Raw genomic sequence first — 22,144 nt, 5'->3', positions numbered from 1 at the left:
GCCCTTAGCCGGCCAACACCCGCGCCAATGTCGACTTCACCTTACCCATGCCGTCATGCAACGCCTGCTCGATCTCGGCCATGGTGATCACTTCGGTGGTCTTGCCCGCTGCCGGGTTCACTACCAGCGCCAGACAGGCGTAATCCAGATCCAGTTCACGCGCCAGCGCGGCTTCCGGCATGCCGGTCATGCCGACGATGTCGCAGCCATCACGCTCCAGTCGCACGATCTCGGCGACCGTTTCCAGACGCGGCCCTTGAGTGCAGGCGTAAACGCCTTGATCGCTGTATTCGCAGCCTTCGGCGGCCACGGCAGCGATCAATTGCTGACGCAGCGGTTCGCTGTAGGGAAAGCTGAAATCGATGTGGGTGACGTGCTCCAGATCATCGGCGAAATAGGTGTGCTCGCGGCCGCTGGTGTAGTCGACGATTTGATGTGGCACGCAGAAATGCCCGGTGCCCATCGCCGGATGAATCCCGCCCACGGCATTCACCGCGATGATCGCTTCGGCGCCGGCCTGCTTCAGCGCCCACAGATTGGCGCGGTAGTTGACCTTGTGCGGCGGGAAGCGATGCGGGTGGCCGTGACGGGCGAGGAACAGCACTTCCTTGCCGGCGTATTCGCCAATTTGCACGTCGGCCGATGGCGCGCCGTAAGGCGTGTCCACTGCCAGCGATTGGCGAATGGTCAAGCCTTCGAGTTGAGTCAGGCCGGTGCCACCGATGATTGCGTAAACGGTCATAAAGAAAAATCCTTAATCGATCAGTTGAGCGTCTTTGAGCGAGCCGATGGCGGTGAGCCAGCGCGGATCCTGGCGATATTCGGTGCTGGCAATGGCCTGACCGCGCATACGGGAAATTCGGGCGGAGGGCTTGACCTTCATCCGTTGCGCGGCGCTAAGGGCGAGCTCGGCAGCGGCGCGGTCGTTGCACACCAGGCCCATGTCGCAACCGGCAGTCAGCGCGGCTTCAATGCGGCTGGCGGCGTCGCCGACCACGTGAGCGCCGGCCATCGACAGGTCGTCGCTGAAGATCACGCCGTCGAACTGCAACTCGCCGCGCAGGATGTCCTGTAACCAGCGGCGGGAGAAACCGGCTGGCTGCGAATCGACCTGCGGATAGATAACGTGCGCCGGCATGATCGCAGCCAGTTGTTTGCTGAGTCTGGCGAACGGCACGAGGTCGTTGGCGCGGATCTCGTCGAGGCTGCGTTCGTCATTCGGGATCGCCACGTGGGAATCGGCTTCGGCCCAACCGTGACCAGGGAAGTGCTTGCCGGTGGCCGCCATGCCCGCGCTGTTCATGCCGCGAATAAATGCCCCGGCAAGGACTGCGGCGCGCTCGGGATCGCCTTCAAAGGAACGGGTGCCGACCACGGCGCTGCGCTGGTAATCGAGATCGAGTACCGGGGCGAAACTCAGGTCGAGGCCGACCGCCAGCACTTCGGTGGCCATGATCCAGCCGCATTGTTCAGCGAGGTATTCGGCATTCGGGTTGTCGGCGATGGCACGCATGGCCGGCAGGCGCACGAAGCCCTGACGCAGACGCTGCACACGACCGCCCTCTTGATCCACCGCCAGCAGCAGATCCGGACGAATCGCGCGGATCGCGGCGCTGAGCTCACGCACCTGGCGTGGATGTTCGATGTTACGGGCGAAAATAATCAGGCCGCCCACTTCGGGCTGACGCAACAATTGGCGATCTTCGGCCGTCAGCCAGGTACCGGCGACGTCCACCATCAACGAGCCTTGCAGGCCAGCAGTCATAGAGATTCCTTGAAAACGAAAAACCCGATGCGCAGAAAATCGCTACCGTGAGCAGTGCTCGGCAGGTCGGCAATTTCTGTTTGGATCGGGTTCAGAACGAGAGTCGGCATGGGCGGCTAGCTTAGCGGATACAAGCTGCCGCGCCCACCCGTGCGCGGTTAAACCTTGGCGGCGACCGGCGTTGATTTGCTGCGCGGACGCAGTTGCGCGGTGGCCATGGCCGTGTCGGTGACGCCGGTTTCTGCGCGCATGCCCGCGGCGAGGAACGGCACCATCAGGCGCATGACTTGTTCAATGGAAGTGTTGACGCCGAAATCGGTCTCGGCAATCGCCCGTAACGCTTTGATGCCGGACATGCTGAAGGCCGCAGCGCCGAGCATGAAGTGCACGCGCCAGAACAGTTCAATTGGTGGAATACGCGGCGCGGCTTCGTTGACCAGCAACATGTAGCGACGGAATACCTTGCCGTACATGTCTTCCAGATAACGGCGCAAGTGACCTTGGCTCTGGCTGAACGCGAGGCCGAGCAAACGCATGAAAATCGACAGATCGTTGCCGCTGCGTGGTTGCACCACGAGGGCTTGCTCGACGAGGATTTCCAACAGTTCTTCGAGGGTCGGCTTGTTCTCAGGCTTGGCCTGACGGCGCTCCAGCTCTTTATCGAGGCTGAGGCAGAACGGCCCGAGGAAGCGCGAGAAAACCGCCTGTATCAGGGCCTTCTTCGAACCGAAGTGATAGTTCACTGCTGCCAGGTTGACGCCAGCCTTGCTGGTGATCAAACGCAATGAGGTTTCAGCGAAACCTTTCTCCGCGAACAACTGCTCGGCAGCATCAAGAATGCGTTCAACGGTTTCCGACTGGGCCATGGCTACTCCGCCTGACAAACACTTGTTTGAAACATACGTTTCAGCCTATGCCTTGTCAAGCCTGCCAGTTCGTTTTGGGAATGGTCGGTCAGCTATTTAACCACACAAGCCCGACGCTTTTATAAGCAGTGCCGCCGACCGTCCGGCGGCAGGCAAAAAAACGGGCATTGCCAAGAGCGTTTCACTGTATATAATCCCAGTCACTGTATAAAAAGACAGAGCGATCATTATGCTAAAGCTGACGCCACGCCAAGCCGAGATTCTGGCCTTTATCAAACGTTGCCTCGAAGACAACGGTTATCCGCCAACCCGTGCGGAAATCGCTCAGGAACTGGGCTTCAAGTCGCCTAACGCGGCAGAAGAACACCTCAAGGCGCTGGCCCGCAAAGGCGCCATCGAAATGACCCCGGGCGCCTCTCGTGGCATTCGCATCCCTGGCTTCGAAGCCAAGGCTGACGACTCTACCCTGCCGGTCATTGGCCGTGTCGCTGCCGGTGCGCCGATCCTCGCTCAGCAGCACATCGAAGAATCCTGCAATATCAACCCCGCCTTCTTCCACCCGCGTGCCGACTATCTGTTGCGCGTGCACGGCATGAGCATGAAGGACATCGGCATTTTCGACGGTGACCTGCTGGCCGTCCACACCACTCGCGAAGCGCGCAATGGCCAGGTGGTTGTCGCCCGTATCGGCGATGAAGTGACCGTCAAACGCTTCAAGCGTGAAGGCAGCAAAGTCTGGCTGATGGCCGAAAACCCTGAGTTCGCCCCAATCGAAGTCGACCTGAAAGATCAGGAACTGGTGATCGAAGGCTTGAGTGTCGGCGTTATCCGCCGCTAAAGGAGGCTTTATGCAGTTCCCACACACACCTCAGCAAACACAACTGCCTTTATTCGAAGCGTTTCTGGCGCAACCGATGGCGCCGATCCTCAAAGAAGTGGTCGAGCGTGAATGGAATGCCGAACCTGAAGTATTCAGTGAGCTGTCTCTGCGCGGTGCGGCCGGGAACTGCCTGAACCTGCTCGCCCCGATCCTTCGCGAACTCAGCGAAGATCAGGACGCTCGCTGGCTGACGCTGATCGCGCCGCCTGCCAGCCTGACGCAAACCTGGCTGCGCGATGCCGGCCTGAACCGCGAACGCATTCTGCTGCTGCAACCGCGCGGCACGCAAAGTGCTCAACAGTTGGCGTGCGAGGCATTGCGTCTGGGCCGCAGTCACACAGTGGTGACCTGGCTCAACCCGCTGAACACAACCTCACGTCAGCAACTGATCAGCGCGGCCCGCACGGGCGACGCTCAAAGCCTGAACATTCGCTTGGGTTGATTCGCAGGTAAAATGCGCTGTGTGAAGCGCAGGGCTTCTCCAAGGACAGAGAAGCCGATCTGAAGCGGTACCGATAAAAACGAAAAGCAGGCAGGGATCAGTGAAGAACCCGTGGCCCCTCTTCCTTATCAAACTCACCTTCAATCATCCGGCCGGCCATCTGCACGCCGACGCTCAACATCGCCTTGGCGATTTCCACGTGCTGCCCCTGAAGGAAAGTCTTGGCATCCTCGGAGAAATCCAGAGTCACCAAAGAACCTTCGTCCTCAGCCCTGCGCAGTTCGATTCGGCCGTCTGGTAACTCGACAATTTCTAGAAAGGACGTTGGCATATAGGTCTGTTCTCCACGAAAGGCAGGGATTATATAGACATCATTCAGGATTCGCTCGGGATCTTGACCAGCAGCATGTTTCAGATTGCCACCGTCTCAATCAGTCTCAGCACTCGTTCAATCCTTCACGAAAACGAATCGCCAAGCCTTTCAGATTCTGCCGCCAGCTTTCCAGCTCCTCTCGGCTCAACTCTTCTGGCGCCTCTTCTTCATCGAGGTTGATCGCCTGAATCAGCGGCTGGGTCACGTCGCCCTTCGGCTTGTGTGGCACCCGCGGAGGCTGAAACAGTGCCGAATGCGCCGCCAACAGTTTCGCCAGCCAGGTTTCAGGATTACCCGCCAATTCGACCATTTCGGCCATTTCGGGAATCGCGATCGACTCCAGCACTTCGCGCGTCAGCAGCATCTCTGCCCGTGGCGCATTGGCCTGAGGTAGACGATAGAACCCGGCGATCTCGTGGCACAGGCCCAGCAAAGCGCCGTAGAGGTGGAATAGCGCCGATTCACGCCCGGCCTGAATCAGCGCCAGAGAATTCATCGCCCGCCCTTCTTCAGCGCGAGCCAGGGCTTCCAGCGACAGGCCGGCGAAATAGATCTTCTGATTGGTACGGGTATAGAGTTCGTGAGCCATGACGGCGCTCTCCACAACGAAATAATTGCTTCACACAGGCCGGACAGTGTCGTGGATCAGCCGATCCCACCGCAAGCAGAAAACAAAAAGGCCGCATGAAAACCCGAGGGTTTGCATGCGGCCTTTTCAGTATCGGACTAACGCTTACTCGGCCTTGGCCTTCGTACGCTTGTCTTCAACCGTCCACTTGCCGCCGTCGTAGTAAGCCTTCCAACCGGTAGGCTTGCCGTCGACTTCGGTCTGCACGTATTGCTCCTTGGTCTTGCGGCTGTAGCGAATAACCGCTGGCAGACCATCAGGATCCTTCTTCGGCGCGTCGCAGAGGAAGTGGTACTTCGGATCGATTTCGTCCTTGTGCGGCACAATCTCGATCACCAGCGGAGCACGGGTCTCGCGGTTTTTCGGGAACTGACTCGCCGCGAGGAACAGGCCGGAGGCACCGTCGCGCAGGATGTAGGTGTCGTTGACCTTTTCGCATTTCAGCTCAGGCATCTTCACCGGATCCATCTTCGGCGGCGCCGCGTCACCGCTTTTCAGCAGCTTGCGGGTGTTCTTGCACTCAGGGTTGGTGCAACCGAAGAACTTGCCGAAACGGCCGGTCTTGAGTTGCATCTCACTGCCGCACTTGTCGCATTCCAGGCTCGGACCTTCGTAGCCCTTGATGCGATAGCTGCCCTCTTCGATTTCGTAGCCAGCGCAATCCGGGTTGTTACCGCAGATGTGCAGTTTGCGCTTCTCGTCGAGCAGGTAAGCGTCCATCGCTGTGCTGCAGATCGGGCAACGATGCTTGCCGCGCAGTACCAGCGACTCCGACTCGCCCTCATCGTCCGCAGCGATCTCATCGCCCGGCACCAGGTTGACGGTGGCCTTGCAGCGTTCTTTCGGCGGCAGGCTGTAGCCCGAGCAGCCGAGGAACACGCCGGTCGATGCGGTACGAATCTGCATCGGACGGCCGCAGGTCGTGCACGGAATATCAGTCATCACCGGCTGGTTGGCACGCATGCCGTTTTCCGGATTCTCGGCTACTTCGAGCTTCTTCTTGAAGTCGCCATAGAACTCGTCCAGCACGTTTTTCCAGTCGCGCTCGCCCTGCGCCACGTCATCGAGATTCTCTTCCATGCCGGCGGTGAAGCCGTAGTCCATGAGATTCGAGAAGCTCTCCGACAGACGCTCGGTAACGATGTCGCCCATCTTTTCGGAATAGAAACGACGGTTGTGCAGGGTCACGTAACCGCGATCCTGAATGGTCGAAATGATCGCCGCATAAGTCGAAGGACGACCGATGCCGCGTTTTTCCATTTCTTTCACCAGGCTGGCTTCGGAGTAACGCGCCGGCGGCTTGGTGAAGTGCTGCGACGGATCGAGCTTGATCAGCTTCATCACGTCGCCCTGCGCCATATCAGGCAGAACGTCGTCATCGCCCGGCTTGGCAATTTGCGGCATGACACGGGTGTAACCGTCGAACTTGAGGATGCGGCCCTTGGCACGCAGCTCGAAATCGCCAGCGCCGACGCTGACGGTAGTCGACAGGTATTGGGCCGGCAGCATCTGGCAAGCCAGGAACTGGCGCCAGATCAGCTCGTAGAGACGCTCTGCATCGCGCTCCATGCCCGCCAGCTTGCTTGGAATGGTGTTGGCGTCGGAAGGACGAATCGCTTCGTGAGCCTCTTGTGCGCCTTCCTTGCTGCTGTAGACGTTCGGCGTTTCCGGCAGGTATTTCTTGCCGAACTCGTCTTCGATGTAAGCCCGCGCCATTGTTACGGCATCGGCCGAGAGGTTGGTCGAGTCGGTACGCATATACGTGATGTAGCCGGCTTCATACAAACGCTGGGCCATCATCATGGTTTTCTTCACGCCGAAGCCCAGGCGGTTACTCGCAGCCTGTTGCAGGGTCGACGTGATGAACGGCGCCGAAGGCTTGCTGCTGGTCGGCTTGTCTTCGCGTTTGACGATGCTGTAGCTGGAAGCCTTGAGCTTTTCCAGCGCGGCCGTGGCCTGGGCTTCGTTCAGCGGCTTGAAGGCTTCGCCTTTTTCGCGAGCCACTTCGAAACGCACGGTCGAGCCTTTGGTGGTGCCGAGATCGGCATGCACTTCCCAATACTCTTCCGGGTTGAACGCACGAATTTCGCGCTCACGCTCCACTACCAGCTTCACGGCTACAGATTGCACGCGGCCAGCGGACAGGCCACGGGCGATCTTCGCCCACAGCAGCGGCGAGACCATGTAACCGACAACGCGGTCGAGGAACCGACGCGCCTGCTGAGCGTTGACACGATCGATGTCCAGCTCGCCCGGCTTGGAGAACGCTTCCTGAATCGCCTTCTTGGTGATTTCGTTGAACACCACGCGCTTGTAGCGGCTGTCGTCACCACCGATGGCTTCGCGCAGGTGCCAGGCAATGGCTTCCCCCTCGCGATCCAAGTCGGTTGCGAGATAGATGGTGTCAGCATCTTTGGCGAGCCGGCGCAGCTCTTCGATGACCTTCTCTTTACCCGGGAGGATCTCGTACTTGGCTTTCCAGCCATGATCGGGATCGACACCCATACGCGAGACGAGCTGCTTGCGCGCCTTCTCTTTCGGCGAGAGCACCGGACCTTCGCCCGCAGCAGCCTTGCCGCGCTTGGCGGCTGGCTCTTTGCTGGCGCTAGCCGAACCGCTGGTGGGCAGGTCTCGGATATGGCCGATACTCGACTTCACCACGTATTGGTTACCCAGATACTTGTTGATGGTCTTGGCCTTAGCCGGGGATTCCACAATGACCAGCGATTTGCCCATGGATCAGAAAATTCCTGAATTCTAGAAGTGAAAGGCGGTTGGCGCCTGACGCGGCACCGCTATATATAGTTGATACAAGGTGAGGTCAAGCACAGGGTTCTGTGCGCACTCGCCTTATGCCTTGGAAAAAAGGCTCGGTTCAGCTTGCACCAAAGCAAAGCGTGGCACCTGCTCGCCGTCAACCTCGACCGACTCGAGAAACATGCTCAAGGGGCGTACCCAAAAGCCGTAATCGCCATACAGGGCTTGGTAAAAGACCACTTCTTCTTCGGTTTCCGAGTGCCGCGCAACACTGAATACACGGTACTGCGGACCTTTGTAATGTTGGTAGAGCCCAGGTTGTATCGGCATGTTTTGGCCCTCACTCAAATTTTTTCAAAATAAAAACAAAAATAAATCCAGAAAAACAAAAACCGGGGCACTTGGCCCCGGCTTCCATCGACGAGACGCTTAAACGCGTTCGAAGACGGTGGAGATGCCTTGGCCGAGACCAATGCACATAGTGGCTACCCCGAAGGTGCCGCTATTCTGCTTCATCACGTTCAGCAAGGTGCCGGAAATACGGGCACCGGAGCAACCGAACGGGTGACCCAGGGCGATCGCGCCGCCATGCAGGTTAACCTTCTCGTTCATCTTGTCGAGTACTTTCAGATCTTTCAGCACTGGCAGAGCCTGTGCAGCGAAAGCTTCGTTGAGCTCGAAGAAGTCGATATCGTTGATGCCAAGACCGGCACGTTTCAAGGCTTTTTGTGTTGCCGGAACTGGACCATAGCCCATGATTGCCGGATCCACACCTGCCACTGCCATCGAACGGATAACCGCCATTGGCTGGATACCCAGATCTTGTGCGCGCTGCGCCGACATCACGATCATGCACGAAGCACCATCGGTGATCTGCGACGAAGTACCCGCCGTCACGGTGCCGCCCTTTGGATTGAAGGCAGGCTTGAGGGCCGCCAGACTTTCCAGGGTGGTTTCCGGACGAATGGTTTCATCATAGTCGAACAGTTTCAGGAAACCGTTCTCGTCGTAGCCCTGCATCGGGATGATTTCGTCTTTGAACTTGCCTTCCACGGTGGCCTTGTGGGCCAACTGGTGGGAACGCACGCCGAAAGCATCTTGCTGCTCGCGAGTGATGCCGTGCATTTTGCCGAGCATTTCAGCGGTCAGACCCATCATGCCCGAGGCTTTCGCCGCGTACAGAGACATGTGCGGGTTCGGATCGACACCGTGCATCATGCTCACGTGGCCCATATGCTCGACGCCACCAACCACGAACACGTCACCGTTACCGGTCATGATCGCTTGCGCAGCAGTGTGCAGCGCGCTCATCGACGAGCCACACAGACGGCTGACGGTCTGGCCGGCCGAAGTGTGCGGGATCTGGGTCATCAGCGACGCCATGCGCGCGATGTTCCAGCCCTGCTCCAGGGTCTGGTTAACGCAGCCCCAGATCACGTCTTCGACTTCCGCCGGATCGACCTTGACGTTGCGTTCCAGCAGTTTGCTGATCAGGTGCGCCGACATGTCTTCGGCACGGGTGTTGCGGTGCATGCCGCCCTTGGAGCGGCCCATCGGAGTACGACCGAAGTCGACAATCACGACGTCTCTTGGATTCAAGCTCATAAAATTTCACTCTCGCTCAAAAGTTGGGACGCTTAACCGAAGAACCGTTGGCCGGTTTTGGCCATTTCACGCAGCTTCGCGGTCGGGTGGTACAGCGCGCCCAAATCAGCGTACTGGTCAGCCAGGGCAACGAACTCGGCAACACCGATCGAATCGATGTAGCGCAGTGCACCGCCACGGAATGGAGGGAAACCGATACCGTAGACCAGACCCATGTCGGCTTCGGCGGCGGTTTCAACGATGCCGTCTTCCAGGCAACGCACGGTTTCCAGGCACAGCGGGATCATCATCCAGTTGATGATGTCTTCGTCAGTGACTTCGCGCTGCTCGTAAACGATCGGCTTGAGCACTTCGAGTACCGATGGATCGGCGACTTTCTTCTGCTTGCCTTTCTTGTCGGCTTCGTAGGCGTAGAAGCCCTTGCCGTTTTTCTGACCCAGACGCTTGGCCTCGTACAGCACGTCGATGGCCGAACGACGGTCATCCTTCATGCGATCCGGGAAACCTTCAGCCATTACGTCACGACCGTGGTGACCGGTGTCGATGCCGACCACGTCCATCAGGTATGCCGGGCCCATTGGCCAGCCGAATTTTTCCATGACCTTGTCGATACGGACGAAGTCCACACCGGCGCTGACCAGTTTGGCGAAACCGCCGAAGTACGGGAACAGTACGCGGTTGACCAGGAAGCCCGGGCAGTCGTTGACGACGATCGGGTTCTTGCCCATTTTCTTGGCGTAAGCAACGGTGGTGGCAACAGCCAGCTCACTCGACTTCTCGCCACGGATCACTTCCACCAGCGGCATCATGTGCACCGGGTTGAAGAAGTGCATGCCGACGAAGTTTTCCGGACGCTTGAGGGCTTTCGCCAGCAGGCTGATGGAAATGGTCGACGTGTTGGACGCGAGGATGGTGTCCTCTTTGACCTTGTCTTCAACTTCAGCCAATACGGCTTGCTTGACCTTCGGGTTCTCGACAACAGCTTCGACAACCAGATCGACGTGACCGAAGTCGCCGTAGGACAGGGTTGGGCGAATGGCGTTGAGCACTTCAGCCATTTTCGCAGCGGTCATGCGACCTTTATCAACGCGGCCAACCAGCAGTTTGGCGGCTTCGGCCAGACCCTGCTCGATACCGTGCTCGTTGATGTCCTTCATCAGGATCGGCGTACCTTTGGAGGCCGACTGATAAGCGATACCGCCACCCATGATGCCTGCGCCGAGTACGGCAGCCTGCTTCACGTCTTTGGCGATTTCGTCGTAGGCCTTGGCCTTTTTCTTCAGTTCCTGATCGTTCAGGAACAGACCGATCAAGCTCTGCGCAGCAGAGGTCTTGGCCAGTTTGACGAAACCGGCAGCTTCGACTTCCAGCGCCTTGTCACGACCGAAGTTCGCGGCTTTCTGGATGGTCTTGATCGCTTCAACCGGCGCCGGGTAGTTCGGGCCAGCCTGACCTGCGACGAAACCTTTGGCGGTTTCGAAAGCCATCATTTGTTCAATGGCGTTCAGCTTGAGCTTATCCAGCTTCGGCTGACGCTTGGCCTTGTAATCGAACTCGCCGGAGATGGCGCGTTTGATCAGTTCAAGAGCCGCTTCATGCAGTTTTTCTGGAGCAACCACAGCGTCGACAGCACTGACTTTCAGCGCGTCTTCAGGGCGGTTTTCCTTACCGGAGGCAATCCACTCGATGGCGTTGTCGGCACCGATCAGGCGCGGCAGACGCACGGTGCCGCCGAAGCCTGGGTAGATGCCCAGTTTGACTTCCGGCAGACCGATCTTGGCTTTGGTCGACATGACGCGATAGTCAGCCGCCAGGCACATTTCCAGACCGCCGCCCAGAGCGATGCCATTGATGGCCGCTACGGTCGGAACATTGAGGTCTTCGAAATCGCTGAAGATCTTGTTGGCTTCGAGATTGCCAGCAACCAGCTCGGCATCCGGCAGCTTGAAGTTCTCGACAAATTCGGTGATGTCGGCGCCGACGATGAATACGTCCTTGCCACTGCTGACGATCACGCCCTTGATCGAAGCATCTGCCTTGATGGTGTCTACGGCCTGACGGAGTTCGTTCAGGGTAAGACGGTTGAACTTGTTGACGGACTCACCCTTGAGGTCGAATTTCAATTCGACGATGCCACTTTCAAGAGCTTTAACCGTGATGGCTTTACCTTCGTAAATCATCAACTGATCTCCACGATATGGAAGCTGAACAGTACACGTCGGACGCAAGCGAATGGTTTGGCAGGACGCTTCTTCGTCACTGCTGATACCCATTCACCCGGCACACCCGCCAACGCGATAGTCGGGATTCTGTAGGAGCGGTCAGTAAGACAAACGCTCAATTCATACGCCCGTTTGATTTGGGTACGTCACCTTCACGGAATTTCCGACAATTGTCAATCGCCCAAAATACGGGTTGAAATGCGACTTTGCGGTCATTTCCGCACCACGCTGACCGGCAACACGCGCCTGCATGAGAAGCCATTCATAGAATCAATAGTTAGAAAAGTCGCCCTAATTAGCGCCGAGCCTTGTTTAACAGGCTACGCTGGCTGGACTACAGGGAAAAGCGCTGAGCGCTACAAGCGAGATTCGTTGTAAAAAGATTTACCGGCCTGCCTGGCCAACCCAGCCCGATGAATCATGTCGGGCTTTTTAATGCGCCTCTGCCGGACATTCCCCACCGTTGCAGTGGGAAAAGTCCGCGCGTCATGCTAGCGCTTTCAGAGTCGCGTCGATATCCAGCAAAACCGAGGCTTCGCCTTTCTCACCCCAATACAAGGCGATCATCTGCTTGTCGGCTTCAACTTTGAAAACGTTGCCCGGCAACTTTTCGAAATGATTAAGCAGCGCCGGATCTTCGCAGGCTTCCTGCCATTGATTGACCCACGCACCCGGCGATTTCTGCCAATACGTCCAGCACGCCGGCTGCTTGCTACGGCGCGGCCGATGATATTGCGCGCACGGGCTCGGCGGTTCTTGCGCCATCCAGTGTGGCCACTCCTGAGGCGCCAGCTGCATGGCCAGACCGATGCGGCGCGCCTCCATGCGCAGGGCGATGCGACCGCTTTGCGCACGCGATGGACGCAACCACGCCAGCGGACTCAAAACCACCAACAGGATTGACACCACCAACCAGACCGTCATATCTCTACTCCCGATTTTTGATGAGCCATTGCTCCACTTCGGAACCAATGCGCTTGAAACCAGCCATACTTAACAATATTGAACCGTCACGAGGAGCACCTCATGCCCTACACCCATATCCTGGTCGCCGTAGATCTGACTGAAGAGTGCGACCCTGTGATTCACCGCGCCCGCGAGCTATCGGTGAGCAACGGTGCCAAGCTGTCGCTGGTGCATATTGTCGAACCAATGGCCATGGCGTTCGGCGGCGACGTGCCGATGGATCTGTCACAACTGCAACAACAGCAGTTCGATCAGGCCAAAGAGCGCCTGGAGCGCCTGAAGCTCAAGTACTCCGAGCTCGAAGGTGCCAACTGCCATTTGACCTACGGCCAGCCACGTCAGGAGATCCACCACTTCGCCAAGGAACAGCAATGCGATCTGATTGTGGTTGGCAGCCATGGTCGTCATGGTCTGGCCCTGTTGCTCGGCTCCACTGCGAACGACGTACTGCACGGCGCGCCTTGCGATGTGCTCGCTGTCCACCTGGTTAAACGCTGAAACACTGCACCCTGTAGGAGTGAGCCTGCTCGCGATAGCGTTGTAACAGTCGACAGACGCGTTGAATGCTAAACCGCTATCGCGAGCAGGCTCACTCCTACAATGGAAAAGCGTTTACATATGAAAAGCCCGGCCTCACGCAAATGAGGCCGGGCTTTTTTGTTACGGGATCAATCAGGCATCCAGCTCGGCCCAACGCTCCATCAACGCATCCAGCTCAGCGTGCAACTGCTCCAGAGAAGCAATCACCTTGGCCGTCTCAGCCGCAGGACGCTGATAGAAACCGGCATCCGCCATTTCAGCTTCCACCGCAGCGATCTGCTGCTCTTTGGCGTCGATGTCGCCCGGCAACGCTTCCAGCTCGCGCTGCAGCTTGTAGCTCAGCTTTTTCTTGGCCGCCGGGGCGGTAGCGGCAGGTTCAGCCACCGCAGCAGGCTCAGCCGTTACCACTGCCGAATTCAGGTCAGCCTTGCCGGATTTGCTTTCAGTCACGCCCAGCAGACGCGGCGAGCCGCCCTGACGGATCCAGTCCTGATAGCCGCCGACGTATTCACGCACCTTGCCTTCACCTTCGAAGACCAGGGTGCTGGTGACCACGTTGTCGAGGAATGCCCGGTCGTGACTGACCATCAGCACAGTGCCGTTGAACGTCAGCAGCACTTCTTCAAGCAGCTCCAGCGTTTCCACGTCGAGGTCGTTGGTCGGTTCGTCGAGCACCAGCAGGTTGGCTGGTTTGCTGAACAGCTTCGCCAGCAACAGGCGCGCACGCTCACCACCCGACAGCGCCTTGACCGGCGTGCGGGCACGCTGCGGGCTGAACAGGAAGTCTCCGAGATAACTCAGGACGTGGCGGCTCTGACCGTCGATATCGATGAAGTCGCGACCTTCGGCAACGTTGTCGATAACGGTTTTTTCCAGATCCAGTTGATGACGCAACTGATCGAAGTAGGCTACGTCGATCCGTGTGCCCTCTTCCACTTTGCCGCTGGTCGGTTGCAGACCGCTGAGCATCAGTTTCAGCAACGTGGTTTTGCCAGTACCGTTGGCGCCGAGCAGACCGATACGGTCACCGCGCGTCAGCACCATCGAGAAATCCTTGATCAGGAACGGGCCACCCGGGTGAGCGAAACTCACATTCTCGAGAACCATCACCTGCTTGCCGGACTTGTCGGCGGTGTCCAACTGAATGTTGGCTTTGCCAGTGCGCTCACGACGCTCACTGCGCTCAACGCGCAACGCTTTCAGGGCGCGGACGCGGCCTTCGTTACGGGTGCGGCGCGCCTTGATGCCCTGGCGGATCCAGACTTCTTCCTGGGCCAGCTTCTTGTCGAACAGCGCGTTGGCGGTTTCTTCAGCGGCCAGCGCGGCTTCTTTGTGCACGAGGAAACTGGCGTAGTCGCCGTTCCAGTCGATCAGGCCGCCGCGATCCAGTTCGAGGATGCGCGTGGCAAGGTTTTGCAGGAAGGAACGGTCGTGCGTGATGAACAGCACGGCGCCCTGGAAATCTTTCAGCGCTTCTTCGAGCCAGGCAATCGCACCGATGTCCAGATGGTTGGTCGGTTCGTCGAGCAGCAGCAGATCCGGCTCGGACACCAGCGCCTGCGCCAGCAGCACGCGACGACGCCAGCCGCCGGACAACTGGGCGAGGGTCTTGTCGGCCGGCAGTTGCAGGCGGCTCAGGGTGCTGTCGACCAACGTCTGCAAGCGCCAGCCATCACGGGCTTCGAGGTCTTGCTGAACGTGCATCAGCTTGTTCAGGTCTTCTTCAGTGACGCAGTTCTGCGCCAAATGATGGTACTCGGCGAGCAACGCGCCCACGCCATCCAGGCCTTCAGCGACCACGTCGAACACCGTCCGATCGTCGGCCACTGGCAATTCTTGCGGCAATTCGCCGATTTTCAGACCGGGGGCACGCCACACGGAGCCGTCATCAGGCTTTTGATCGCCCTTGACCAGCTTCATCATGCTGGACTTGCCTGTGCCGTTGCGGCCGATGATGCACACCCGCTCACCACGGGCGATCTGCCAGGACACCTTGTCCAACAACGGCATAGCGCCGAACGCAAGGGACACATCGCTGAATTTGAGCAGGGTCATGAGCTTCTCCAAAAACCGGGCGCGCATTCTACCTGACTTAGGGCTCCAGCAGGCCGGCAATTTGTCTGTCGAAGCACTCTGCACAACAATTGTTGCGAACTTGTGCTGCGAGGCCCGCAAAGCTTTCGCCGCTCGCTGGCAAAAGGCTAAGCTACAGACAATTCAGTGCTGACCGAGGTCGGCACTTGTCATGATTTCTCTGCCCGGATGTCTCATGCGCAGTCGCCTTTTCAGTGTTTTGTCCTGCTTGCTACTTACCGCCGCTGCCGTTCAATCCGCCCAGGCGGTGGATCTGTCCACCCAACGCCAGTATTACGATGAAGCCAAGCGCGCCTTGGCCAAAGGCGACACCGGCCCGTATTTCCGTTACAGCCAGGCACTGGCCGATTATCCGCTGGAACCGTATCTGGCTTACGACGAATTGACCGCGCGCCTGAAAAGCGCAAGCAACGAGGAAATCGAGAAATTCCTCGCCGAGCACGGTGACCTGCCCCAGGCCAACTGGATGAAGCTGCGCTGGTTGCGCTGGCTCGCCGACCGTGGCGACTGGGCGACCTTCGTCAAGTACTACGACCCGAAGCTCAACTTCACCGAACTGGACTGCCTGAATGCGCAGTACCAGATCACCCACGACAAAAAATCCGAAGGTTATGCCAATGCCGACAAGCTCTGGCTGACCGGCAAATCGCAGCCCGCCGCGTGTGACGCGCTGTTCGGCATCTGGGCCGCTGACGGCCAGTTGACCGAACAGAAACGCTGGGAGCGCACCAAACTCGCCGCTCAGGCGCGCAACTATCCGCTCGCCAACAGCCTCGTTAACGGCCTGACCACCCTTGCCCCGCGCGGGCGGTTGCTGGTCGATGTCGCGCAGAAACCCGAGCTGCTCAACCAACCGTCGCGCTTCACTCCGGCGGATGAGCCGATGTCCGACGTGGTCAGCCTCGGCCTGCGCCGCCTCGCCCGTCAGGATCCGGACAAGGCCATGGCGCTGCTCGATGGTTACGCCAGCAGCATGCATTTCTCCCGCGATGAAAAAGTCGCGATCGCCCGGGAAATCGGCCTGACCCTGGCCCGGCGTTTCGACAGCCGCGCGCTGGACGTGATGACCAAATACGATCCGGAACTGCGCGACAACACTGTTTCCGAATGGCGTTTGCGTCTGCTGTTGCGTCTGGCGCGTTGGGACGATGCTTACCAACTGACCAAACGTCTGCCGCAGGATCTCGCCACCACCAACCGCTGGCGTTACTGGCAGGCGCGCAGTCTGGAACTGGCGCAACCGCAGAACCCGGAAGCACAGACCCTGTACAAAAATCTGGCGCGTGAACGTGACTTCTACGGTTTCCTCGCCGCCGACCGCTCGCAATCGCCGTATTCGTTGAACAACAAGCCACTGGTGCTGAGCCAGGCGCTGATCAACAAGGTTCGCAACACGCCTGGCGTACGCCGCGCGCTGGAATTTCATGCGCGCGGGCAGATCGTCGACGGTCGCCGCGAGTGGTACCACGTCAGCCGTCATTTCAATCGTGACGAAATGGTCGCGCAGGCAAAACTGGCTTATGACCTGAAATGGTATTTCCCGGCGATTCGCACCATCAGTCAGGCGCAGTATTGGGACGACCTGGACATCCGCTTCCCGATGGCCCACCGCGAAACTCTCGTGCGTGAAGCCAAGGTGCGTGGCCTGCATTCTAGCTGGGTGTTCGCGATCACTCGCCAGGAAAGCGCCTTCATGGACGACGCCCGCTCCGGCGTCGGCGCCAGCGGCCTGATGCAACTGATGCCCGCCACCGCCAAGGAAACCGCGCGCAAGTTCAGCATTCCGCTGGCCTCGCCGCAACAAGTGCTCGATCCGGACAAAAACATCCAGCTTGGCGCCGCCTACCTGAGCCAGGTGCACAGCCAGTTCAACGGCAACCGCGTCCTCGCCTCCGCCGCCTACAACGCCGGCCCCGGTCGTGTGCGCCAATGGCTGCGCGGCGCCGATCACCTGAGCTTCGACGTCTGGGTGGAAAGCATCCCGTTCGACGAAACCCGCCAGTACGTGCAAAACGTTCTGTCGTACTCGGTGATCTACGGCCAGAAACTCAACTCGCCACAGCCGCTGGTGGATTGGCATGAGCGCTACTTCGACGACCAATGACCTGTAGGCGCTGCCGAAGGCTGCGATCTTTTGATCTTGCTCCAAATAAAATGCCCGCATTTTCATGCGGGCATTTTTAGATCAAAAGATCGCAGCCTGCGGCAGCTCCTACCTGAATGTGGGGGCTGTCGTTTTGCCCCGTGCAGTCAGGCGATACTTTTGTACTGGGCTCCTGGGCGAATCGGGGTCGGTCATTTCAATCAATTTAATAGCCAGAGCGGGCTTGAGATAGTTCGCGCGAAAGGTTGCCTTGTGAGCCAGCCCGAGGCTACTCATGAGCTCGTTTACGCTCAGTTGATCAGCCCCATCAAATACGCCGAGCAACATCGCTACTTGGTCGGTTACTTGGTCGGTTACTTGGTCGGTAGAAGGCTCATTGCTGATTGCTTCTTGCAGCGCAAGACTTAAGGCTTGAAGCATGTACTCGACGAAGGGTGTCGATTCGGCCATCCGATCCGCCGCTGACAACGCTGCATAATAAGCATCTTGCTGATCTCTGATTACCGCCTCAACTTGCAAATAAGCCAGCACCGGTCGCCACTGACTGAGAATCGAGGTTTGCCAAAGCCGCCCCATCCGCCCGTTACCATCGGCAAAGGGGTGAATGAATTCGAATTCATAGTGAAAGACACAACTGATAATCAACGGATGCCAGTCAGAGCCCTGCAGCCACGCCAGCAAATCATCCATCAAAGACGATATCCGGTTCGGCGGCGGTGCCATATGAACCAGTTGATCACCGCGATAAATGCCTACACCCGCTCGGCGAAAGTGCCCGCATTCATCAATAAGTCCATGCATCAATAGCTCATGCGCGCGAAGCAAGTCAGCCCTGTTACCGGGCTGCCACTGCGGCATAGCTTCATAGGCCGTAAAAGCGTTACGTACTTCCTGGATTTCCTTGGGTAATCCAAGCACCCGACGACCGTCGAGGACGGCTGTTACCTGATCAACACTCAACGTGTTGTTTTCAATCGCCAACGAAGCCTGAATCGAACGGATCCGATTGCCACGCCGCAGTTGAGGGGTCTGAAGGCCATCGTCCAAAGCCGAAAGCTGACCGATTTGCTCGCTGATGTCAGCGATCAAAGCAATCATTCGAGTGGTCAGGGTCAATGGCGGTTGGTAACGACTCATGTCCTCATCCAGGCATTCCATACAGGTCGCCATAATGCCCGATACGGGCGTAGTTCATCAGTGTTGTTTAGACGTTTCCTGACCATCACTAAACTGCAACGCCGCCAGCCGTGCATACAGTGGATTACTGGCAATCAATTCCTGATGTGTCCCCACCGCGACCAATTTGCCCTGATCCATCACGGCGATCCGGTCGGCGTTTTTCACTGTGGCCAAACGGTGCGCAATCACCAGCGTCGTGCGGTTGTGCATCAGGCTCGGCAAGGCTTGCTGGATCAAGTGTTCGCTTTGCGCGTCGAGGGCGCTGGTGGCTTCGTCAAGCAGCAGGATTGGCGCGTCCACCAGCAGCGCCCGGGCGATGGCCAGACGTTGGCGTTGGCCGCCGGAGAGGCCGAGGCCGCCGTCGCCCAAGTGGGTTTGGTAGCCGTCAGGCATTTGTTCGATGAAATCGTGGGCATGGGCGATTCGCGCGGCTTCCTTGACCTGCTCCAGCGTGGCCGTCGGGCAGCCATAACGAATGTTTTCCTCGACGCTGCCAAAGAACAGCGCGGGCGTTTGCGAGACGAGGGCGAAGCAGCGGCGCAGGTCCAGAGGATCGAGGCGGGTCAAGGGCACGCCATCGAGGAGAATTTGTCCTTCGCGCGGGTCGTAAAATCGCAGCAACAAATCGTACACCGTGGATTTCCCGGCGCCGGACGGCCCTACCAGCGCCAGGGTTTCGCCCGCGCGGACGGTCAGATTCAAGCCATCGACGGCGTAACTTTCTGGACGCGACGGGTAGGAAAAACGCACATCCCGCAGCTCCAGCTCGCCGCGCACGCGCTCAGGCAACGTCACCAACCCGGAGGTGGGCGGCTGGATGATATTTTCCGAGCGCAGCAGTTCGGCGATGCGTTCGGCAGCGCCGGCAGCGCGTTGCAGCTCGCCGATCACTTCGCTCAGTGTGCCGAAAGCACTGCCGACGATCAGGCTGTAAAACACAAACGCCGCCAGTTCACCCGCCGAAATGCGCCCGGCGATCACGTCCATGCCGCCGACCCATAACATCACCGCGACCGCGCCCAGCACTAGCACGATCACCAGGGTAATCAGCCACGCACGCTGGAAGATGCGTTTACGCGCGGTTTCAAAAGCCTGCTCGACCGTCGAGGCAAAGCGATGCTCGTCCCGCACCTGATGGTTGTAGGCCTGCACGGTTTTAATCTGGCCAAGGGTTTCGGAGACGTAACTGCCAATGTCGGCAATGCGATCCTGACTCTGGCGCGACAGATTGCGCACACGGCGGCCGAAAATCAGGATCGGCGCGACTACAAGCGGCAGCGCGATCACCACAATGCTGGTGAGTTTGGGGTTGGTGATGAACAGCAGCACAACTCCGCCAATGACCATCAGCAGATTGCGCAGAAACAGCGACAGCGACGAACCGATCACCGACTGCAGCAATGTCGTGTCTGCGGTAAGGCGCGACTGGATTTCCGAGCTGCGGTTGTCTTCGTAAAACCCCGGATGCAGGTACACCAAGTGGTTGAACACCTGTCGACGAATGTCCGCGACAACCCGCTCACCAATCCACGACACCCAATAAAACCGGGCAAAGGTGCCGATCGCCAGTCCGACGACCAACAGCATGAACAGGCCAATCGACTGGTTGAGCAAATGCGGCGACTGGGTCATGAAACCCTGATCGACCAGCAGCTTGATGCCCTGCCCCATCGACAAGGTAATGCCGGCGGTGACGATCAATGCGAGCAGCGCGCCAAAGGCCTGCCAACGATAGGGCAGGAGAAAATGGCTGGTCAGACGCAGGGCGCGCCGGTGTCGGGAGGAAAGCATCGAGATCATTCGGGTTCACATCTGCGCAGATGAATAGGGCCAGCCTAGTCATTGAAATGGGGTGGAACTCTGTAAATCACAATGAGTCAGGTTAAATATGCCCGTGACGACTAGAGCCTAGAGGCTATTGGTCTAAAGTTCGGGTTGAGACGAGCGGTCATTTCTGTTTGAGTGGAGATGCCGCCGCCGACAGACCGCAGGGCGTTGTAACAGCCCGGTCACGTGGCAGTTTTAACCTTGGCGAATAACCTGATGAGGAGACAGGCCATGTCCTTGCAACACAGCAGCGATGACAAGATTGAAGTGATCCGCACCAAGCCCGGCCGACCTCTGGGTTGCTCGATTATTGATAAGGATGGGCGTGAAGTACCGATCACTGAAGACATGATCCAGCAAGCGTGCAGCGAACTGGAGAAGCGATTGGTCAAGCCTGCCGAACAAGAGTGATATAGCCACCGTCTTCCTGACCCGGCCCCATTTTGGCCGGGTTTTTTCTGGCTGGGATTCGCCGACGGACCGTGTAGGAGCTGCCGAAGGCTGCGATCTTTTGATGTTGTTTATTACAAGCAAGATCAAAAGATCGCAGCCTTCGGCAGCTCCTACAGGGGTTATGGCAGGTTACGGGATTGCGATTGCACCCAGCGCCGCCACAATCTGCCGCAACACTGGCGACGCCCCTTCAATCCGCACTTTCAGCCCTTCAATCTCGCGCCGCACCGGATACTGTTTGCGCAACACATCAAACGCCGCACGCTGCTCAGCGACGCTGCCTACAAGACTGCGGCGGAAATCCGCATCATCGCGGCGCGGGTCGTACACGCCACGGCATAACATCGCCAGCGCCCACGCCGGATCGCTGTCAGCGTGCAGGGAAACTTCCGACAGCCACGGTGCCGGCAGCAAGTCGCTGAGCTGAATGTTCGCAGGCTGGCCGATGAACTCGCAGTACGCCTGATAGATCTGTGCGGTGCCGCGCTGTTTGCCATCAAGGCTGTAACCGGCAATGTGCGGTGTTGCCAGCACGCAGAGTTCGGCCAGCGCGACATCGACTTGCGGCTCGGCCTCCCAGACATCCAGCACTGCTTGCAGGTCTTCACGTTCCAGCAGCACTTCGCGCAGGGCCGCGTTATCCACGACCGGGCCGCGCGCGGCGTTGATCAGCCAGGCACCGGGTTTGAGTTGCTGCAAACGCTGCTGATCGAACAGATGCCAGGTCGCGCCGTCACCGCTGCGGGTCAACGGAGTGTGCAGGCTGATCACGTCGCACTGCTCGATGATCTGTTCGAGGCTGACGTAATCGCCGCCCTCTGCTGCCTGACGCGGCGGATCGCAGACTTTGACGCTCCAGCCCAAGCCCTTGAGGACATTGATCAGGCGACCGCCAACCTCACCGGCGCCGATCACCCCGTAAGTGCGTTTAGTCAGATCGACACCCTCGATTTCGGCGAGGGTCATCAGGCTGCCGAGCACATAGTCGACCACGCCCCGGGCATTGCAGCCAGGTGCGCTCGACCAGGTGATACCGGCCTCGTTGAAATACTCCAGATCCAGATGATCGGTGCCGATGGTGCAAGTGCCGACAAAACGCACTTTGCTGCCTTCAAGCAGCGCACGGTTGACGTTGGTCACCGAACGCACCAGCAACACATCGGCCTGCTCGACCGTCGCACGGTCAATGGAACGGCCCGGCACCCGGCGGATTTCGCCGAAACCGGCAAAAAAGGCATCGAGCAGCGGGATATTTTCGTCGGCAACAATCAGCATGGCGGGCTCCTTGGGCGGATCGGCAGTTTAACTGTAGGAGCTGCCGCAGGCTGCGATCTTTTGATGGTGATCTTAAAAACCTAAAGATCGCAGACTGCGGCAGCTCCTACCCGATTACAAATCCGCAACAGAGGATTTTTCCTGACTGTAACGTCAGCGGCGTAGAAT

General features: G+C 58.5%; 19 protein-coding genes. 5 read left to right on the top strand and 14 right to left on the bottom strand.

The features are described from left to right. Positions 1–4: 4 nt before the first annotated feature. The 3 genes from ACP3TY_RS06850 to ACP3TY_RS06840 form a co-directional block, all read right to left on the bottom strand. On the bottom strand, positions 5–742 hold the full coding sequence (locus tag ACP3TY_RS06850) for an S-methyl-5'-thioinosine phosphorylase (RefSeq protein ID WP_426619556.1): 738 nt from the start codon (positions 740–742) through the stop codon (positions 5–7). Between the two features lie 12 nt (positions 743–754). Continuing rightward, positions 755–1,765, bottom strand: a complete 1,011-nt coding sequence (gene nagZ / locus ACP3TY_RS06845; RefSeq protein ID WP_426619555.1) for a beta-N-acetylhexosaminidase — start codon at positions 1,763–1,765, stop codon at positions 755–757. 158 nt (positions 1,766–1,923) lie between these two features. Beyond that, positions 1,924–2,631, bottom strand: coding sequence for a TetR/AcrR family transcriptional regulator (locus ACP3TY_RS06840; protein WP_019648307.1), 708 nt, complete (start codon positions 2,629–2,631; stop codon positions 1,924–1,926). Positions 2,632–2,860: 229 nt separating this feature from the next. Here ACP3TY_RS06840 and lexA point away from each other — a divergent pair, with 229 nt between their 5' ends. Together lexA and sulA are read left to right on the top strand one after the other, a co-directional pair. Further along, a complete protein-coding gene (gene lexA, locus ACP3TY_RS06835; protein ID WP_053122085.1) occupies positions 2,861–3,469 on the top strand; it encodes a transcriptional repressor LexA in 609 nt (202 codons plus the stop codon). 10 nt (positions 3,470–3,479) lie between these two features. Continuing rightward, positions 3,480–3,953: an SOS-induced cell division inhibitor SulA gene (gene sulA, locus ACP3TY_RS06830; RefSeq protein ID WP_053122087.1), complete on the top strand. Its 474-nt coding sequence runs from the start codon at positions 3,480–3,482 to the stop codon at positions 3,951–3,953. Positions 3,954–4,050: 97 nt separating this feature from the next. Here the strand turns inward: sulA and ACP3TY_RS06825 are convergent, their stop codons facing one another. From ACP3TY_RS06825 to ACP3TY_RS06795, 7 genes are all read right to left on the bottom strand, one after another. Then, positions 4,051–4,284: a hypothetical protein gene (locus tag ACP3TY_RS06825; RefSeq protein ID WP_008082203.1), complete on the bottom strand. Its 234-nt coding sequence runs from the start codon at positions 4,282–4,284 to the stop codon at positions 4,051–4,053. Between the two features lie 106 nt (positions 4,285–4,390). After that, complete coding sequence (locus tag ACP3TY_RS06820) at positions 4,391–4,915, bottom strand: DUF6586 family protein (protein ID WP_053122089.1); 525 nt, start codon at positions 4,913–4,915, stop codon at positions 4,391–4,393. A gap of 144 nt (positions 4,916–5,059) precedes the next feature. Continuing rightward, positions 5,060–7,690 (bottom strand): type I DNA topoisomerase, encoded by a 2,631-nt coding sequence (gene topA / locus ACP3TY_RS06815; protein ID WP_053122091.1) that lies wholly within the window; start codon positions 7,688–7,690, stop codon positions 5,060–5,062. A gap of 114 nt (positions 7,691–7,804) precedes the next feature. Next, a complete protein-coding gene (locus ACP3TY_RS06810) occupies positions 7,805–8,041 on the bottom strand; it encodes a DUF1653 domain-containing protein (RefSeq protein ID WP_007910467.1) in 237 nt (78 codons plus the stop codon). Between the two features lie 99 nt (positions 8,042–8,140). Next, a complete protein-coding gene (gene fadA / locus ACP3TY_RS06805; RefSeq protein ID WP_053122093.1) occupies positions 8,141–9,316 on the bottom strand; it encodes an acetyl-CoA C-acyltransferase FadA in 1,176 nt (391 codons plus the stop codon). Between the two features lie 32 nt (positions 9,317–9,348). Continuing rightward, a complete protein-coding gene (gene fadB, locus ACP3TY_RS06800; RefSeq protein ID WP_426619554.1) occupies positions 9,349–11,496 on the bottom strand; it encodes a fatty acid oxidation complex subunit alpha FadB in 2,148 nt (715 codons plus the stop codon). Positions 11,497–12,024: 528 nt separating this feature from the next. Then, positions 12,025–12,462: a hypothetical protein gene (locus ACP3TY_RS06795; RefSeq protein WP_159814295.1), complete on the bottom strand. Its 438-nt coding sequence runs from the start codon at positions 12,460–12,462 to the stop codon at positions 12,025–12,027. Positions 12,463–12,564: 102 nt separating this feature from the next. Here ACP3TY_RS06795 and ACP3TY_RS06790 point away from each other — a divergent pair, with 102 nt between their 5' ends. Then, on the top strand, positions 12,565–13,002 hold the full coding sequence (locus ACP3TY_RS06790) for a universal stress protein (RefSeq protein WP_053122097.1): 438 nt from the start codon (positions 12,565–12,567) through the stop codon (positions 13,000–13,002). Between the two features lie 174 nt (positions 13,003–13,176). Here ACP3TY_RS06790 and ACP3TY_RS06785 read toward each other — a convergent pair whose 3' ends face one another. Beyond that, entirely contained in the window at positions 13,177–15,099 is a 1,923-nt protein-coding gene (locus ACP3TY_RS06785; protein ID WP_053122098.1) for an ATP-binding cassette domain-containing protein, read from the bottom strand. A gap of 214 nt (positions 15,100–15,313) precedes the next feature. Here ACP3TY_RS06785 and ACP3TY_RS06780 point away from each other — a divergent pair, with 214 nt between their 5' ends. Then, the gene (locus ACP3TY_RS06780; protein WP_053122100.1) at positions 15,314–17,242 is read left to right on the top strand and encodes a transglycosylase SLT domain-containing protein; all 1,929 of its coding nucleotides are present in this window, start codon (positions 15,314–15,316) and stop codon (positions 17,240–17,242) included. Between the two features lie 108 nt (positions 17,243–17,350). On the opposite strand, the gene ACP3TY_RS06775 is transcribed toward ACP3TY_RS06780, so the two are convergent. Both ACP3TY_RS06775 and ACP3TY_RS06770 read right to left on the bottom strand, forming a co-directional pair. Beyond that, positions 17,351–18,379 carry a Fic family protein gene (locus tag ACP3TY_RS06775; RefSeq protein ID WP_426619553.1) on the bottom strand — a complete coding sequence of 343 codons (1,029 nt, stop codon included), beginning with the start codon at positions 18,377–18,379 and terminating at the stop codon, positions 17,351–17,353. Between the two features lie 57 nt (positions 18,380–18,436). Further along, a complete protein-coding gene (locus ACP3TY_RS06770) occupies positions 18,437–20,221 on the bottom strand; it encodes an ABC transporter transmembrane domain-containing protein (protein WP_426619552.1) in 1,785 nt (594 codons plus the stop codon). A 258-nt stretch (positions 20,222–20,479) separates the two neighbouring features. On the opposite strand from ACP3TY_RS06770, the gene ACP3TY_RS06765 reads away from it, so the two are divergent. Further along, on the top strand, positions 20,480–20,659 hold the full coding sequence (locus ACP3TY_RS06765; protein ID WP_426619551.1) for a PA1571 family protein: 180 nt from the start codon (positions 20,480–20,482) through the stop codon (positions 20,657–20,659). Positions 20,660–20,830: 171 nt separating this feature from the next. On the opposite strand, the gene pdxB is transcribed toward ACP3TY_RS06765, so the two are convergent. Next, complete coding sequence (gene pdxB, locus ACP3TY_RS06760; RefSeq protein ID WP_426619550.1) at positions 20,831–21,976, bottom strand: 4-phosphoerythronate dehydrogenase PdxB; 1,146 nt, start codon at positions 21,974–21,976, stop codon at positions 20,831–20,833. Between the last annotated feature and the right edge of the window lie 168 nt (positions 21,977–22,144).

It is taken from the genome of Pseudomonas rustica (genome assembly GCF_049959085.1).
Taxonomy (GTDB): Bacteria; Pseudomonadota; Gammaproteobacteria; order Pseudomonadales; family Pseudomonadaceae; genus Aquipseudomonas; species Aquipseudomonas rustica.
The sequence above is the reverse complement of the archived record's forward strand: the minus strand, read 5'-3'. Positions and strand labels throughout refer to the sequence as shown.

Coding starts and splice junctions, on each gene's coding strand:
- ACP3TY_RS06810 (WP_007910467.1), bottom strand. CDS start 8,041: ATGCCGATACAACCTGGGCTCTACCAACATTACAAAGGTCCGCAGTAC.
- ACP3TY_RS06770 (WP_426619552.1), bottom strand. CDS start 20,221: ATGATCTCGATGCTTTCCTCCCGACACCGGCGCGCCCTGCGTCTGACC.
- ACP3TY_RS06820 (WP_053122089.1), bottom strand. CDS start 4,915: ATGGCTCACGAACTCTATACCCGTACCAATCAGAAGATCTATTTCGCC.
- ACP3TY_RS06765 (WP_426619551.1), top strand. CDS start 20,480: ATGTCCTTGCAACACAGCAGCGATGACAAGATTGAAGTGATCCGCACC.
- ACP3TY_RS06840 (WP_019648307.1), bottom strand. CDS start 2,631: ATGGCCCAGTCGGAAACCGTTGAACGCATTCTTGATGCTGCCGAGCAG.
- fadA (WP_053122093.1), bottom strand. CDS start 9,316: ATGAGCTTGAATCCAAGAGACGTCGTGATTGTCGACTTCGGTCGTACT.
- ACP3TY_RS06850 (WP_426619556.1), bottom strand. CDS start 742: ATGACCGTTTACGCAATCATCGGTGGCACCGGCCTGACTCAACTCGAA.
- ACP3TY_RS06775 (WP_426619553.1), bottom strand. CDS start 18,379: ATGAGTCGTTACCAACCGCCATTGACCCTGACCACTCGAATGATTGCT.
- pdxB (WP_426619550.1), bottom strand. CDS start 21,976: ATGCTGATTGTTGCCGACGAAAATATCCCGCTGCTCGATGCCTTTTTT.
- fadB (WP_426619554.1), bottom strand. CDS start 11,496: ATGATTTACGAAGGTAAAGCCATCACGGTTAAAGCTCTTGAAAGTGGC.
- ACP3TY_RS06780 (WP_053122100.1), top strand. CDS start 15,314: ATGCGCAGTCGCCTTTTCAGTGTTTTGTCCTGCTTGCTACTTACCGCC.
- ACP3TY_RS06790 (WP_053122097.1), top strand. CDS start 12,565: ATGCCCTACACCCATATCCTGGTCGCCGTAGATCTGACTGAAGAGTGC.
- topA (WP_053122091.1), bottom strand. CDS start 7,690: ATGGGCAAATCGCTGGTCATTGTGGAATCCCCGGCTAAGGCCAAGACC.
- ACP3TY_RS06785 (WP_053122098.1), bottom strand. CDS start 15,099: ATGACCCTGCTCAAATTCAGCGATGTGTCCCTTGCGTTCGGCGCTATG.
- lexA (WP_053122085.1), top strand. CDS start 2,861: ATGCTAAAGCTGACGCCACGCCAAGCCGAGATTCTGGCCTTTATCAAA.
- nagZ (WP_426619555.1), bottom strand. CDS start 1,765: ATGACTGCTGGCCTGCAAGGCTCGTTGATGGTGGACGTCGCCGGTACC.
- ACP3TY_RS06825 (WP_008082203.1), bottom strand. CDS start 4,284: ATGCCAACGTCCTTTCTAGAAATTGTCGAGTTACCAGACGGCCGAATC.
- ACP3TY_RS06795 (WP_159814295.1), bottom strand. CDS start 12,462: ATGACGGTCTGGTTGGTGGTGTCAATCCTGTTGGTGGTTTTGAGTCCG.
- sulA (WP_053122087.1), top strand. CDS start 3,480: ATGCAGTTCCCACACACACCTCAGCAAACACAACTGCCTTTATTCGAA.